The sequence below is a fragment of the Embleya hyalina genome (assembly GCF_003967355.1).
Taxonomy (GTDB): domain Bacteria; phylum Actinomycetota; class Actinomycetes; order Streptomycetales; family Streptomycetaceae; genus Embleya; species Embleya hyalina.
Window position 1 is genome coordinate 235,374 of the sequence record NZ_BIFH01000027.1, and the last position, 14,850, is coordinate 250,223.

Annotated in this window: 10 protein-coding genes; 3 read left to right on the plus strand and 7 right to left on the minus strand. The window is 72.0% G+C overall.

Features of this window, described 5'->3' with window-relative positions; genetic code table 11:
- Positions 1–123 precede the first annotated feature (123 nt).
- Positions 124–324, plus strand: a complete 201-nt coding sequence (locus tag EMA17_RS30155) for a hypothetical protein (protein ID WP_126640295.1) — start codon at positions 124–126, stop codon at positions 322–324.
- A 151-nt stretch (positions 325–475) separates the two neighbouring features.
- Entirely contained in the window at positions 476–2,242 is a 1,767-nt protein-coding gene (gene thiC, locus EMA17_RS30160) for a phosphomethylpyrimidine synthase ThiC (protein WP_246126982.1), read from the plus strand.
- An 83-nt stretch (positions 2,243–2,325) separates the two neighbouring features.
- Here thiC and EMA17_RS30165 read toward each other — a convergent pair whose 3' ends face one another.
- Positions 2,326–3,168: a helix-turn-helix domain-containing protein gene (locus EMA17_RS30165; protein WP_126640296.1), complete on the minus strand. Its 843-nt coding sequence runs from the start codon at positions 3,166–3,168 to the stop codon at positions 2,326–2,328.
- Positions 3,169–3,280: 112 nt separating this feature from the next.
- Between EMA17_RS30165 and EMA17_RS30170 the strand changes: the two genes are divergently transcribed.
- Positions 3,281–3,874 (plus strand): NADPH-dependent FMN reductase, encoded by a 594-nt coding sequence (locus tag EMA17_RS30170; RefSeq protein ID WP_126640297.1) that lies wholly within the window; start codon positions 3,281–3,283, stop codon positions 3,872–3,874.
- A gap of 135 nt (positions 3,875–4,009) precedes the next feature.
- Here EMA17_RS30170 and EMA17_RS30175 read toward each other — a convergent pair whose 3' ends face one another.
- The 6 genes from EMA17_RS30175 to hisC form a co-directional block, all read right to left on the minus strand.
- Complete coding sequence (locus tag EMA17_RS30175; protein ID WP_126640298.1) at positions 4,010–5,110, minus strand: medium chain dehydrogenase/reductase family protein; 1,101 nt, start codon at positions 5,108–5,110, stop codon at positions 4,010–4,012.
- A 105-nt stretch (positions 5,111–5,215) separates the two neighbouring features.
- Positions 5,216–6,991 (minus strand): sensor histidine kinase, encoded by a 1,776-nt coding sequence (locus tag EMA17_RS30180; protein ID WP_174861448.1) that lies wholly within the window; start codon positions 6,989–6,991, stop codon positions 5,216–5,218.
- Between the two features lie 117 nt (positions 6,992–7,108).
- Entirely contained in the window at positions 7,109–10,732 is a 3,624-nt protein-coding gene (cydD, locus tag EMA17_RS30185) for a thiol reductant ABC exporter subunit CydD (protein WP_126640299.1), read from the minus strand.
- A gap of 82 nt (positions 10,733–10,814) precedes the next feature.
- A complete protein-coding gene (cydB, locus tag EMA17_RS30190) occupies positions 10,815–11,852 on the minus strand; it encodes a cytochrome d ubiquinol oxidase subunit II (protein WP_126640300.1) in 1,038 nt (345 codons plus the stop codon).
- A gap of 17 nt (positions 11,853–11,869) precedes the next feature.
- A complete protein-coding gene (locus EMA17_RS30195) occupies positions 11,870–13,306 on the minus strand; it encodes a cytochrome ubiquinol oxidase subunit I (protein ID WP_126640301.1) in 1,437 nt (478 codons plus the stop codon).
- A gap of 272 nt (positions 13,307–13,578) precedes the next feature.
- Positions 13,579–14,685 (minus strand): histidinol-phosphate transaminase, encoded by a 1,107-nt coding sequence (hisC, locus tag EMA17_RS30200; protein ID WP_126640302.1) that lies wholly within the window; start codon positions 14,683–14,685, stop codon positions 13,579–13,581.
- Positions 14,686–14,850: the final 165 nt, after the last annotated feature.

A 14,850-nucleotide genomic window follows, 5' to 3' on the forward strand; every position in this document is an offset into this window, starting at 1 on the left:
GCGCGTCGGGCCGGCGTCGCGCGGAGCGGAACCGGGCTTCCCGGGTAGGGCGTGTCCTCCCGGGGAATGTGCTCCCCTGGCGTGCACGTCTCGCGTGGGTTCGCGTGACTTGGGGGTTGGACGATGGAGACATGGCCGCGGTGGGCGCGCATCGGCGTTGCGGTGGTGGCGCTGGTGCTGCTGTGCTGGTTGCTGATCTGGCTGTTCTCGGCCTTCCTGATGGTCCTCGTCAAGGGTGTCGTGGGGTTGTTCGTGGTGATCGGCATGGTCGTGCTCGCGCGTACGGCGGTGGCCGGTCGGGGACCGCGCGATCCGCTGGAGTGAACCCGGCGCTGGTCGTGCGGTCGGCGGTGTGCCAGGGTGGGGGCGCACCACACGGAGATACACGGGAGCTCGGGGCACCGGGCTGAGAGGGCGCTGAGGCCGCGCCGACCGCAGAACCTGACCGGGTAATGCCGGCGTAGGGAGCCTTTCCATGACCTCGCACCACACTTCGCTGTCCGCTGCCGGCAACGCCGCCGCGCAGACGGTCACCAGCGGTCCGATTTCCCCCGCCCACCACCGCGGCTATGTCGCCGGATCGCGCGAGGACCTGCGCGTCCCGGTGCGCACGGTGCACCTGACCAACGGCGAGACGGTCCGCCTGTACGACACGTCCGGCCCGTACACCGATCCCGCCTTCGAGGTGGACGTGCGGCGCGGTCTGCCCGCGTTGCGCGAGGCGTGGATCGACGAGCGCGGCGACACCGAGCGCTACGACGGCCGGATCGCCGACCTCACCCCGGCCGGGCTCGCGGTGCCCGGCGCGGGGGTGCGACCCCGGCGGGCCGCGGGATCCGAGGCGGTGACCCAACTCGGCTACGCCCGGCGCGGGCTGATCACCCCGGAGATGGAGTTCGTGGCCGTCCGCGAGGGCCTGACCCCCGAGGTGGTGCGGGAGGAGATCGCCGCCGGGCGGGCGGTGTTGCCCGCGAACATCAACCACCCCGAGATCGAGCCGATGGCGATCGGGAAGAACTTCCTGGTCAAGGTCAACGCGAACATCGGCAACTCGGCGGTGACCTCCTCGATCGAGGAGGAGACCGACAAGCTGGTGTGGGCGATCCGCTGGGGCGCGGACACCGTGATGGACCTGTCCACCGGCAAGGACATCCACACCACGCGCGAGTGGATCGTGCGCAACTCGCCGGTCCCGATCGGCACGGTGCCGCTGTACCAGGCACTGGAGAAGGTGAACGGCAAGCCCGAGGAACTGACCTGGGAGCTGTACCGGGACACCGTGATCGAGCAGTGCGAGCAGGGCGTCGACTACATGACGGTGCACGCCGGCGTGCTGCTGCGCTATGTGCCGCTGACCGCGCGGCGCAAGACCGGGATCGTCTCGCGCGGCGGCTCGATCATGGCCGCGTGGTGTCTGGCGCACCACCGGGAGAACTTCCTGTACACGCACTTCGCCGAGCTGACCGAGATCCTGCGCGCGTACGACGTGACCTACTCGCTCGGTGACGGCCTGCGTCCGGGCTCGATCGCCGACGCCAACGACGCGGCGCAGTTCGCCGAGTTGGAGACGCTGGGCGAACTGGGCCGGATCTCTCGGTCGATGGACGTGCAGGTGATGATCGAGGGCCCCGGTCACGTGCCGATGCACAAGATCAAGGAGAACGTCGACCTCCAGCAGCGCATCTGCGACGAGGCGCCGTTCTACACCCTGGGCCCGCTGACCACGGACGTGGCGCCCGGCTACGACCACATCACCTCCGCGATCGGCGCGGCGATGATCGGCATGTGGGGCACCGCGATGCTCTGCTACGTGACGCCGAAGGAGCACCTGGGCCTGCCGGATCGGGACGACGTCAAGGCGGGCGTGATCGCGTACCGGATCGCCGCGCACGCGGCCGACCTGGCCAAGGGCCACCCGGGCGCGCAGGCGTGGGACGACGCGCTCTCCGACGCCCGGTTCGAGTTCCGCTGGCAGGACCAGTTCGACCTGGCGATGGACCCGGACACGGCGCGGGCCTATCACGACGCGACCCTGCCGGCCGAGCCGGCGAAGACCGCCCACTTCTGCTCGATGTGCGGGCCGAAGTTCTGCTCGATGCGGATCTCGCACGACATCCGCGCGGAACACGGCGACGGCGCGGCGGTCGTGGCGGTCGAAGCCGAGGCCGAGGCGGGCATGCGCGCCAAGTCGGCGGAGTTCGCCGCCTCGGGCAACCGGGTGTACCTGCCGCTGGCCGACTGAGTCGCGGCGAGGGGCCGCGGATCCCGGTTCCCCGGTTTCGGCGGGATCCGCGGCCCCGCCGGCGGACGGTGGCCGAGTCCGGGCTAGGAGATCGCCCGGAGTCGGCCGGTGCCCGGCCGGCGCAGTTGCTCCAGGCTCGTCGCCGTCGCCTCGTCCGCCGGTAGGAAGACGACCAATTGTTGGTCGTCGCAGGCGAGTTCGAGCGTCTCCCGGTTGAAGTCGAGTCGCCGGCCCGAGGGGTGATCGAGGCGGAGTACGCCGCGTGCGGGCACCACGTGTCGGTTCAGGCGTTTGGTGAAGTCGGGTCCGGCGAGGGGCCCGAGTTCGCTGGTGATCCACTGGGAGCCCTCGGCCGAGGGGGCGAGCCAGAGGTCGAAGGCCTGCTCGTCCGCGATGACGTCCCAGTCGACGAAGAAGGTCCGGGCGGCGGGGTCGGTGAACACGTAGCGGGTGAGGTTCGGGGCGTCGGCGTCGAGCAGTCCGCTCGCGCCCATGACCGACGCGTAGCCGGGGGTGTGGGCGAGCACGTAGCCCAGCCGGTTGCTCACCGCGGCGATGCCCGGTTCCAGGAGGCGAAGGGTCTCCCGAATGGTCGGGCGCACCTCCCGGGCCGGCGACGTCGGCGCGGGCCGGGGATGGGCCGTGCATTCGCCGCCGGAGATCTTCGCGAGGTAGCGCAGGTGCACACGTTCCGCGGGGTCGAGGCTGAGCGCGTCGGCGAGCGCGTTCACGATCGACACCGAGGGGTTGCGGTCCCGGCCCTGTTCGATGCGGGTCAGGTATTCGACGCTGATGCCGGCCCGCGCGGCGAGATCCAGCCGCCGCAGTCCCGGCGACCTGCGTCGACCGCGCTCGGGCAAGCCCAGTGATTCCGGTTGCACGCTGTCGCGTTTGGTTCGGATGAAATCCCCCAACGGCGTACTCATGCCGCGAGCATAGGCCGCCGATCGCCGCCGGTGGAGGGCTCAGCGTGGCTCCCCGGGGGCCGGCCTGAGCGCGGTCTGGTTGCCCCCGCGGCACGGCCGGATCGTGGTGGACATGGAGAACAAGCCCAAGCTGCTGATCATTGTCGGAAGTGTTCGCGAAGGCCGATTCGGCCCGGTCGTGACGTCGTGGTTCACCGAACAGACGAGTGCCCACGGCGGATTCGAGGTGGAGGTCGTCGATCTGGCCGAGATCGACATCCCGTTGGCGCTGCCCGCGGTATCGCCCAAGGCCACCGCCGACGAGTACCCCCGTCCGGCCGGGATGGCGCCGTTGACGTCGGCCCTCACGAGCGCCGACGCGATCGTGCTGGTCACACCGGAGTACAACCACAGCTATCCCGCGTCGTTGAAGGCCGCCATCGACTGGCACTTCACCCAGTGGACGGCCAAGCCCGTGGCGTTCGTCAGCTACGGCGGCGCGGCGGGTGGCCGGCACGCGGCGCTGCACCTGGAGAACGTGCTGACGGAGCTGCACGCGGTGACCATCCGCGACGGCCTGGCGTTCCCGAACTACTTCCTCACGTGGCGGGACGACCGCCCGATCGACCCCGAGGCCCCGGGCTACGCCAAGGTCCTGCTCGACCAGTTGTCCTGGTGGGCGCACGCGCTCCGGTCGGCGCGGGAGACGACTCCGTACCCGGCATGAGGCGGGACGGCGACGGCCCGGATCCCGGGCCGTCGTCAGGCCGGAAGCATCGGTGCCGCCGATCTCCCGGTCTTCGGTCGAAGGACCGAACCCGACCTGCCGCTTGCGGAGGAGTGGCGGGGCGGGGCTGCGCGATCAGCGGGGGTCCGGGATCAGGACGACCTTGCCGGTGATCGTGCCCGACTCGGCCAGCGCCATCGCCTCCGCGGCCCGAGTCAGCGGGATGCGGGCGGCCACCTGGGGGGTGATGGCGCCCTCGGCGAGCAGGGCGAGGACCTCGGTCAGGTCGGCGCGCAGGCGGGCTCGGAAGGCGGCCGGGCGGCGCTTGCCGGCCCAGATGTTGTAGAAGTGGGTGCGCCGGCCGTTGGGCAGCAGGTTCCACCACAGCAGGCGGGCGATCAGCCGGAGCACGGGCAGGCGGGACGAGCCGGGCTCGTCCTTGGTGGCCGCCGTTCCGTAGGAGACCAGCGTGCCGCCCCGGGCGAGCAGTCGGAACGAGTCGACGATGCCGTCCCCACCCACGTGGTCGAACACCGCGTCGACGCCGTCGGGGGCCGACTCGCGCACCAGGGACGGCAGATCGGGCGCGCGGTAGTCGAGCGGTATGGCGCCGAGCGCGCGTACCGCGTCGTGCCGGCGCGGGGACGCGGTGCCGATCACCCGGATGCCCGCGTGCGTGGCCAACTGGACCAGGGTCGAGCCCACGCCGCCGTTGGCGCCGTGTACCAGGATCGTTTGTCCCCGGCGCACCTTCGCCACGCGGTGCAACATCTGCCAGGCGGTGATCCCGTTGACCACCACCGTCTCCGCCTCGGCCGGGTCGATCTCCTCGGGCACCTCGACCAGGTCGGCGACCGGGAGCACGATCCGGCTCGACCAGCCGCCGACCTTGGTCAGCGCGGCGAAGCGGCGGCCGACGAGCGAGGCGTTCACCCGGGAGCCCACCCGCGACACCGTGCCGACCAGGTCGTAGCCGGGCACGAACGGGAAGGGCGGCTGGTCGTAGTACTTGCCCCGGCGCATCTGCTGCTCGGCGAAGGACACCCCCGACGCCTCGACCACCAGAAGCACCTCCCCGGGACCCGGCTCGGCCACCGGGCGCTCGCGCACCTGCAGACCCGAGGGGTCGACGACGCCCGGGAGCACGATCTCGGTCGTGGTCTCGGCGGCGGCCTGGGCTCGGGGGGCGGACCCGGACGTGGTCGTGGTCTCGGTCCCGATCGCGCTGATGGTCATGACATCTCCCGGCCTTGTGATCCTTAGTAACCTTCGTTATAGCCTCTAACTTAAATGCATGCCTGTAGTCCGTCAAGGGTTCCCGCGAAACCCGCCGGACAGGCTTCAGATCGGCGCCGACCAGGTCACCGTCGTCCCGAGCCCCTCCGGCCCCGGGCCGAAGTCCGCCCGGCCGCCCAACTCCTCGGCCCGGCCCGCCAGATTGGCCAGCCCGCTGCGCCGTCCGCCCGGCGCGATGCCCACGCCGTCGTCGGTGACCGCCAGGGCGACGGAGCCGCCGGCCACCACCAGGCTCACCTCGACGCGCGACGCGTGCGCGTGGCGGGACACGTTGGACAGGATCTCGCGCAGTGCGGCGAGAAGCTGCTCGGCGACCTCGTCCGGCACGGTCGAGTCGACCGGTCCGACGAAGGTGACCGTCGGATCGAAGCCGAGCGCGGGTGCCGCCGCGCTCGCCTCGCGCAACACCCGCCCCCGGACCCCGGTCGCCCCTTCGCGCGGCGGATTCCGCAGCGCGAAGATCGTGCTGCGCACCTCGCGGATGGTCGCGTCGAGTTCGTCCACGGCCTGATCGACCCGGGTGATCACGCCCGGCACCTTGGCCAGCCGGGCCGCGCCCTGGAGCATCATCCCCGTCGCGAACAGCCGCTGGATGACCAGGTCGTGCAGGTCCCGGGCGATCCGGTCGCGATCCTCGAACACCGCCAGCCGTTCCCGGTCACGCTGCGCGCCCGCCAGCATCAGCGCGATCGCGGCCTGGCCGCCGAACGCCTGCGCCATCGAGCGCTCGGTCGCGTTGAACGGCACCGCGCCGACGCGCTTGTCCAACTCCAGCGCGCCGAGGATGCGATCGCTCGCGATCAGCGGCACGAACAGGCCCGGACCGAAGCAGCGCGACTTGGCCACCATCACGTTCGGGTCGGTGCTCATGTCCTCGATGAAGATGCTGCGGCCCGCGTTGATCGCCTCCGCGAGCGGGGTGCCCTTCTCGATCACCGTGCCGCCGAGGCCCGCCAGATCCTCGCCGGAGGTGACCTCGACCAGGTAGGAGCCGTCGGGCTGGGGCAGGTACATCGCGGCGAAGTCCGCCTCGGCCAGACCGCGCGCCCGCTCCGCCACCACGACCAGCGCCTCGTCCGGGTCCTGCGCGGTCAGCAGCGCCGTGGTGACGTCCGCCGAACCCATGATCCACTTCTCCCGACGGGCCGCGCTCTCGAACAGGCGCGCGTTCTCGATCGCGACGCCGGCCGCCGCCGCGAGTGCCCGGACCACCTGCTGGTCCTCGATGCCGAAGTCGGGTCGTCCGCGCTTCTCGGTCAGGTACAGATTGCCGAACACCTCGTTGCGCACCCGGATCGGCACGCCCAGGAACGAGTGCATCGCCGGATGGTTCGGCGGGAAGCCGTAGGAGGCCGGGTGCCGGGTCAGATCGTCGAGGAGCAGCGGCTCGGGACGGTCGATCAGCAGGCCCAGGATGCCCCGGCCGTGCGGGAGTTCGCCGATTCGCTCGCGCTCGGCCGGGTCGATGCCGACGGTGATGAAGTCGGACAGGTTGTTGTCGCCGCCGATCACGCCGAGCGCGGCGTAGCGGGCGTCGGCCAGGTCGGCCGCGGCCTCGACGATCCGGCGCAGCGTGGTGTGCAGGTCCAGGTCGGCGCCGACCGCGATCACCGCTTCGAGCAGGCCCTGGAGCCGGTCCCGGGTGGCCGCGGCCGGGCCGAGCCGTTCGACCACCTCGGCGACGACGTCGTCCAGGGTGAGCGGGGCCGACGCGGGGGATCGGTGGGTCTCGCGGGTGTCGTCGGTCCGGTCGGGGCGCTCGGGCGGGTCGGGGCGCTCGGTCCGCTCGGGTTCCTCCGCGCTGTCGCCGCCGTTCGCCATGGGTAAAGCGTACGGGTGTGAATCGTCCTGAAAGGTGTCAAACCGCACGGACACGCGTGCAGATCCGCGGCCGACCCCTCCCGCGCCGGCCCGGGACGCCCGGGTGGCGCATCCCGCTCAGGCGCCCGCCGCGACCGGCGCCGCCGCGTGCTCGCGTTCCAGGAGCGTGCGGAACTCCCCGGGAGCGGTGCTCAGTTCCGCCCACGTGCCGCGTTGGCGGATACGCCCCTGGGCCAGGACCACAATCTCGTCGACCGCGTCCAGACCGGTGAGGCGGTGGGTCACCAGGAGGGTGGTCCGGCCCCGGGTGGCGTCGAGCAGGTCGGCGGTCAGCGCGTCGGCCGTGGGCAGGTCGAGGTGTTCGGCCGGCTCGTCCAGGAGCAGGATCTCGAAGTCGGCGAGCAGCGCGCGGGCGAGCGCGAGCCGTTGCCGCTGCCCGCCGGAGAGCCGGGCGCCGTGTTCGCCGACCATCGTGTCCAACCCCTCGGGCAGGCCGTCGACCCAGTCGAGGAGCCGGGCCCGGGCCAGCGCCGCCCGCATCGCCTCCTCGTCGCAGTCCGGCCGGGCCAGCCGCAGGTTCTCCCGCAGCGAACTGTCGAAGACGTGCGCGTCCTGCGCGCACAACCCGATCACCCGGCGCACGTCGTCCCCGGCCGCCTCGCCGAGCGGTACACCGCCCAACGTCACCGTGCCCGCCGCCGGCTCCAGGAAGCGCAGCAGCACATTGGCCAGCGTGGTCTTGCCCGACCCGCTCGGCCCGACCACCGCGAGCCGCTTGCCGGGCGTCAGGTCGAGGTCGACCCCGACCAGGGCCGGCGGGCCGTCGGGGGTCCAGCGGGCGGACAGGTCGCGCACCCGCAACGGCCGCGGCGCGGCGGGCAGCACGACCGGCGCGGCCGGCTCGCGCACCGGCTCCGGGGCGTCCAGCACCTCGAACACCCGGGCCGCGGCCCGTCGGGACGCCTCCAGGTGCCGGCCCGCGGCGGGCAGCACGACGGTGGCCTCGAACGCGGCCAACGGGGTGAGCACCACCAGCGCGAGCAGCACGCCGTCCAGCCGGTCGGCGTGCACCGCGGCGACGCCGACCAGGGCCGAGGCCCACACGGTCGCGCCGGCCACCAGCGCGGCCAGGCCCGCGCCGACGCCCGCGCCCCGGGCCTGGCCCGCCTCGGTCGCCCGCAACCGGGCGTCCACCTCGGCCACCTCGGCGAGTCGGGCGGGGGCGCGGCCGGCGGCGATCAACTCGGGGGTGCCGCGCAGCAGGTCGACCACGGCGGCGGAGAGCTCACCCCGGACGGCCGCGACCCGGCGCTCGGCCCGCCGGGCGACCCGGGCGGCCGTCCACGGCACCAGCACACCGGCGGCGAGCAGGCCCACCAGCAGCACCGCGCCGGCCTCCGGCAGCACCAGGGCGACGGTGAGTACCGCTCCCGCGCCGACCACCGCCGCCACACAGGCGGGCAACAGCGCCCGCAGGAAGAAGTCCTGCACCGCGTCCACGTCGGCGACCAACCGGGACAGCAGGTCCCCGCGACGGAAGGCGGGCAGCCCCGTCGGCGCCAACCGCTCCAGCCGCTCGTACACCCGAACCCGCAGCCGGGCCAGGATCCGAAACGCCGCGTCGTGCCCGATCAGCCGCTCGGCGTACCGGAACACCGCACGCGAGACGCCGAAGGCCCGGACCCCGGTCACCGCGACCATCAGCGTCAGAACCGGCGGGTGTTCGGACGCCCGCGAAATCAACCACGCCGAGGTGGCCATGAGCCCGACCGAACTACCGAGCGCGAGCGCCCCGCACACCACCGCCAGCGCGAGCCGCCCCCGCAACGGCCGGGCCAGCGCGAGCAGCCGCCGCCCGGGACCGGCCGGCGCGGGAGCCGGCGAGCCCGGCGCGGGCGGTACGGCGGACGCGCCGCCCGAGCCCGAGGCCCCCGACGAAGTCGGCGAGCCGGCCGAGCCCACCGCCTCCGCGGCCACCTCCGCCGACACCGCCGCGACGTCACCCGCCGCCTCCGCCGCGCGCATCGTGTCCACCCGGGCCCGGGCCCCGACCGCCGCGTGCGCCCCGATCGGCGCAGCCCCGGCGACCGAGCCCCCCGCCGACGCGCCCCCCACCGTCACCACCCGATCCGCCAACGGCAACAGCGCGGGTCGGTGCGCCACCAGGATCACCGTGCGGCCCACCGCCAACCGGCCGACCGCCTCGACGACGGTCGCCTCGCTGTCCCCGTCCAGGTTCGAGGTCGGCTCGTCGAGCAGCAGGATCGGGCGGTCGGCCAGGAACGCCCGGGCCAGCGCGAGGCGTTGCCGCTGCCCGGCGGACAGGCCCGCCCCGTCCTCGCCCAGCGGCGCGTCGAGGCCCCCCGCGCGGGCCACGAAGTCGGCCGCCCCCGCGTCGGCCAGCGCCCGGTCCACCTCGGCGTCGTCCGCGTCCGGCCGGGCCAGTCGTACGTTCGCCCCGATCGTGCCCGCGAACAGGTAGGGCCGCTGCGGCACCCACGCGATGTGCGCCCGCCACGCCCGCGGATCGAGATCGGCCAGGTCCACCCCGCCGACGGTGACCCGACCCGACGTCGGCCGCACGAAGCCGAGCAGCACCGCGAGCAGGGTGGATTTGCCGCACCCGCTCGGACCGGTCAGCGCCACCGTCTCGCCGGGCCGCACGGTCAGGTCCACGTCCGCCGGCGCGGCGTCCGCGCGTCCCTCGCGCCGCACCGTCACCCCGTGCAGCACCAGGTCGGCCGAGCGCGGATCCGGCACCGGCGCGGTCCCGGCGGGAGCGTCCGGCGCGGTCTCCAGCACCTCGAACACCCGTTCCGCGGCGCTGACTCCCTCGACGCTCGCGTGATACTCGGCGCCGACCTGACGCAGCGGCAGATACGCCTCGGGCGCCAGGATCAGCACCACGAGCGCGGTCTCCAGACCCAGGTCCCCGTCGACGAGGCGCAGGCCCACGCCGACCGCGACGAGCGCGACCGAGATGGTGGCGAGCAGCTCCAGGGCGAAGGAGGACAGGAACGCGATCCGCAGGGTCTTGAGGGTGGCCCGGCGGTAGTCGTCGGTGATCGTCCGGATCGACGCGGCCTGGGCCCTGGCCCGCCCGAACACCTTCAGCGTCGGCAGCCCGGCGACCACGTCCAGGAAGTGCCCGGCCAGCCGGTTCAGCACGCTCCACTGCCGGTCCATGTACTTCTGCGTGGCCATCCCGATCAACGCCATGAACAGCGGGATCAGCGGAAGGGTGACCACGATCGTGACGGCCGAGATCCAGTCGCCGAACACCACTCGCGCGAGCACCGCCACCGGCACCGTGACGGACAGCACCAGCTGCGGCAGATACCGCGCGAAGTAGCCGTCGAGCGCGTCCACGCCCCGGATGGCGAGCGTGGTCAGCTCACCCGACCGCTCCCGGTTCAGCCAGGCCGGACCGAGCCGGACCACGTGCGCGAGCAGGCGCGCGCGCAACTGCGACTTCACCGCGGCCGAGGTCCGGTGCGCGACCACCTCGGTGAGCCAGGAGATCGCCGAGCGGGCCGCGATCACGCCGGCCAGCAGGCCCAGCTCCGGCCACAGGTCGCCGACCCCGGCGCCCTCCTCGAAGGCCGCCACGATCACCCGGGCGAGCAGTGCCGCCTGGACGAGCACGAGGCCCGCGCCCGCTGTGCCCAACACCACCGTCAGGGCCAGAAAGCCGCGGGTGGCCCGGGCGTGGGTCAGCAGGCGCGGGTCGACAGGCTTCACGATCGGCTCTCTTCGCTACGTCGTTGCGTCGCCGCACCGGGGCCGGCGGACCCATCGGGCCGCCGGCCCCTGCGCCGAACCCCTACTTCCCCACCAGATCGGCCGCCGCCGCCCCGAACGCCGGCTTGGTCGGGATGCTCTTGGTGCTGATCCGCCTGCGGAACACCCAGTACGTCCACGCCTGGTAGCAGAGCACGATCGGGGTCATGAAGGCGGCGACCCAGGTCATGATCTTCAGCGTGTACGGCGTCGAGGACGCGTTGTGGATGGTCAGGTCCCACGCCGAGTCCAGGCTCGAGGGCATCACGTTCGGGAACAGCGACAGGAACAACATCGCCACCGCCGCGATCACCGTCACGCCCGACATCGCGAACGCCCAGCCCTCGCGCCCGATCCGGTTCATCGCCAACGCGCCGACCAGGGCCGCGACCGCGACGATCAGCGCGACCAGGGTACGGCCGTTGCCGTGCTCGGCCTGGGTCCAGATCAGGAACGCCGCCGCGAGCACCGCGGTGACCAGGCCGAGGCGTCCGGCCAGCGCGCGCGCCCGGCCCCGGATGTCGCCGTCGGTCTTGAGCGCGACGAACACCGCGCCGTGGAAGGTGAACAGCACCGTGGTGACCACGCCGCCGAGCAGGGCGTACGGGTTGAGCAGGTCGAACAGGTCGCCGACGTACTCCTTGTTCCCGTCGATCTTCACCCCGCGCGTGATGTTCGCGAACGCCACGCCCCACAGGAACGCCGGCACCAGCGAGCCCCAGAAGATCGCCTGCTCCCAGCCGCGCTTCCAGCGGTCCTCGTCGCGCTTGGCCCGGTACTCGAACGCCACCCCGCGCAGGATCAGCGCCACCAGGATCAGCAGCAGCGGCAGGTAGAAGCCGCTGAACAGGGTCGCGTACCACTCGGGGAACGCCGCGAAGGTCGCCCCGCCCGCGGTGATCAGCCACACCTCGTTGCCGTCCCAGACCGGACCGATGGTGTTGATCAGCACCCGGCGCTCGGTCTCGTTCCGGGCCAGCACCTTCGTCAGGATGCCGACGCCGAAGTCGAAGCCCTCGAGGAAGAAGTAGCCGACCCAGAGCACGGCGATCAGCAGGAACCAGAATTCGTTGAGTCCCATGACCCTCTCCCTCTCCCCTAGTACGCGAAGGCGAGCGGCCGGTCGGCGTCCTCGCCCCCGCCCGACGGATCGTCGGGGTGCTTGTCCGCGGTCGGCTTGATCGGTTCGGGGCCGGCCTTGACGTAGCGCCGGATCAGGCCGAGTTCGACCACCGCGAGCGCGCCGTAGAGCAGGGTGAACACGATCAGCGAGGTGAGCACCTCACCCGTGGACACGCTCGGCGACACTCCCGCCTCGGTCTTGAGCACCCCGAACACCAGCCACGGCTGGCGGCCCATCTCGGTGAAGATCCAGCCGAACGAGTTGGCCGCGAACGGGAACGCGATGGTCCACAGGCCGACGCGGTACACCCACGGGTTGCTCGGCAGCTCCCGCTTGCGCCGGGTCAGCCACAGCCCGACCAGGCCGATGCCCGCGGTGACCATGCCCACGCCGATCATCAGCCGGAACGACCAGTAGGTGACGAAGATGTTGGGCCGGTAGTCGCCGGGGCCGTACTTGACCACCGACTGCTCCTGGAGGTCGTTGATCCCCGGCAACTCGGCGTTGAAGTCGTTCTTGGCCAGGAAGGACAGCGCGCCCGGGACCTCTATCGCGACCTTGTTGTGACCCTTTTGCACGTCGCCGTAGGAAAAGATCGAGAACGGCGCCGGCTTGGAGGTCTCCCACAGCGCCTCGGCCGAGGCCATCTTCATCGGCTGCTGGTCGTACATCAGCTTGCCCTGCATGTCGCCGGTGAGCGCGAGGCCGACGCCGGCGAGCACCGAGACCCACAGGCCGAGCCGGAGCGAGGGGCGAAAGACCGCGACCTCGTTGCGCTTGCGCAGGTGCCAGCAGCTGATCCCGATCAGGAAGCCGCCGGCGACCAGGAACGCGGCCGGGAGGATGTGCAGGAACGCGGCGATCGCGGTGTTGTTGGTGAGCACCGCCACGAAGTCGGTCAGCTCGGCGCGTCCGGTCTCCGGGTTGATCCGGTAGCCGACCGGGTGCTGCATCCACGAGTTGGCGGCGAGGATGAAGTAGGCCGACAGGATCGTGCCGATCGCGGCGGCCCAGATGGTGGCCAGATGGATCCTCTTCGGCAGGCGGTCCCAGCCGAAGATCCACAACCCCAGGAAGGTCGACTCCAGGAAGAACGCGACCAGCGCCTCGATCGCCAGCGGGGCGCCGAAGATGTCGCCGACGAAACGCGAGTAGTCGGACCAGTTCATCCCGAACTGGAACTCCTGCACGATGCCGGTCACCAGGCCGAGCGCGAAGTTGATCAGGAAGAGCTTGCCCCAGAACTTGGTGGCCCGGAGGTAGTGCTCCCTGCCGGTGCGCACCCACGCGGTCTGCAGACAGGCGACGAGGATGGACAAACCCATCGTCAAGGGCACGAAGAGGAAGTGGTAGACGGTCGTGATGCCGAACTGCCACCGGGCTACGTCGAGTGTTTCGACGGCGAGGTCCATGGGCCCCTCATTCCTCCTGATCGCCGGTCGCGCCCCGCCCGCGAGCGCGCGAGGCACGTTTGGTTCACGATGCACACGCCGCCCCGCGCCCCTCGCCCGACACTCCGCCGGACGAACCCGGATGAACCGGGATGGATGCGCAGGTTCGACAGGCACGACTTTGTGAATGGGTTCACAAAGTCGAGCTTGTGCATCCGTTCACAAACACTAGCGAGCCCCCTCGGGCACCCTGGAGGGGGGTGCCCGAAGGGGCTCATTTCGGCTCTCGGGCGCTACTTCTCCATGAAACGCGCCGCCTGCTCCAGGAAGATCGTGTTGGCCTCGGTCTCGCCGATCGTGATCCGGCAACCCTCGCCCTCGAACGGGCGCACCGTGACCCCGGCCGCCTCGCACATCGCGGCGAATTCGCCGGTGCGCTCGCCGAGCCGCAGCCAGACGAAGTTGGCCTGCGAGTCGAACACCGTCCAGCCCTGGCCGATCAGCGTCTCCAGCACCCGGGTCCGCTCCCGGACCAACGCCTCGACCCGCTCCAGGAGTTCGGCCTCGGCGCCGACCGAGGCGATCGCCGCCACCTGGGCGAGCCGGTTCACCGCGAACGGCATCCCGGTCTTGCGCAGCTCGTCGGCCGCCGCCTCGTGCGCGATGGCGAAGCCCACCCGCAGGCCGGCCAGCCCGTAGGCCTTGGAGAACGTGCGCAGCACCACCACGTTCGGCCGCTCGCGGTACAGCTCGACCCCGTCCGGCACCCGCTCGTCCCGGATGAACTCGCGGTACGCCTCGTCCAGCACGACCACCACGTGGCGCGGCACCCGGTCCAGGAACCGCTCCAACTCGGCGCGGTGGATCACCGTGCCGGTCGGGTTGTTCGGGTTGCACACGAAGACCAGCCGGGTCCGCTCGGTGATCGCCGCGGCCATCGCGTCCAGGTCGTGGCTCTCGTCGGCGAGCAGCGGGACCATCACCGGCGTCGCCCCGGCGAGCAGCACGAGCATCGGGTACGCCTCGAACGAGCGCCACGCGAAGACGACCTCGTCGCCCTCGCCGGCGGTCGCGTTGACCAACTGCTGGGCCACGGTCACCGAACCGTTGCCCACCACGATGTGCGACGCGGGCACCCCGAACCGCTCGGCGAGCGTCTCGGCCAGCTCCGCGTTCGCCGGGTCCGGGTAGCGATTGATCTCGCCGACCGCGTCGGCCACCACCTTGTGCACGCTGGGCAGCGGCGGGTACGGGTTCTCGTTGGACGAGAGCTTGTACGCCGGTATGCCCTCGGCCACCGCGGGCGGTCGACCCGCCTTGTAGGCGGGCACCGCCGCCAGGGCGGCCCGGAACCGGGGGGTGGTGCCGTCGTCGGTGCCTGGGGCGTTGTGCTCGGTCACGCCCGTCCTCCTCGCATACTGGTCGGGGTGCCTGGGCGCACGTCCCGGTCGTCTCACTCTATGATCCGCCGGCCCCGGACGGGATTCCCGGACGGAGGGCGCCCGGCGCCGAACGTTCAGCGGCAGGTATGGGGCGATACGTTTCTTCGTAAAGCAATGACATGA

What these genes read in the sequence shown, in the direction of transcription:
- EMA17_RS30155 (WP_126640295.1), top strand. Translation starts at nt 124, where the DNA reads ATGGAGACATGGCCGCGGTGGGCGCGCATCGGCGTTGCGGTGGTGGCG.
- thiC (WP_246126982.1), top strand. Translation starts at nt 476, where the DNA reads ATGACCTCGCACCACACTTCGCTGTCCGCTGCCGGCAACGCCGCCGCG.
- cydB (WP_126640300.1), bottom strand. Translation starts at nt 11,852, where the DNA reads ATGGGACTCAACGAATTCTGGTTCCTGCTGATCGCCGTGCTCTGGGTC.
- EMA17_RS30175 (WP_126640298.1), bottom strand. Translation starts at nt 5,110, where the DNA reads ATGACCATCAGCGCGATCGGGACCGAGACCACGACCACGTCCGGGTCC.
- EMA17_RS30180 (WP_174861448.1), bottom strand. Translation starts at nt 6,991, where the DNA reads ATGGCGAACGGCGGCGACAGCGCGGAGGAACCCGAGCGGACCGAGCGC.
- EMA17_RS30170 (WP_126640297.1), top strand. Translation starts at nt 3,281, where the DNA reads ATGGAGAACAAGCCCAAGCTGCTGATCATTGTCGGAAGTGTTCGCGAA.
- EMA17_RS30195 (WP_126640301.1), bottom strand. Translation starts at nt 13,306, where the DNA reads ATGGACCTCGCCGTCGAAACACTCGACGTAGCCCGGTGGCAGTTCGGC.
- EMA17_RS30165 (WP_126640296.1), bottom strand. Translation starts at nt 3,168, where the DNA reads ATGAGTACGCCGTTGGGGGATTTCATCCGAACCAAACGCGACAGCGTG.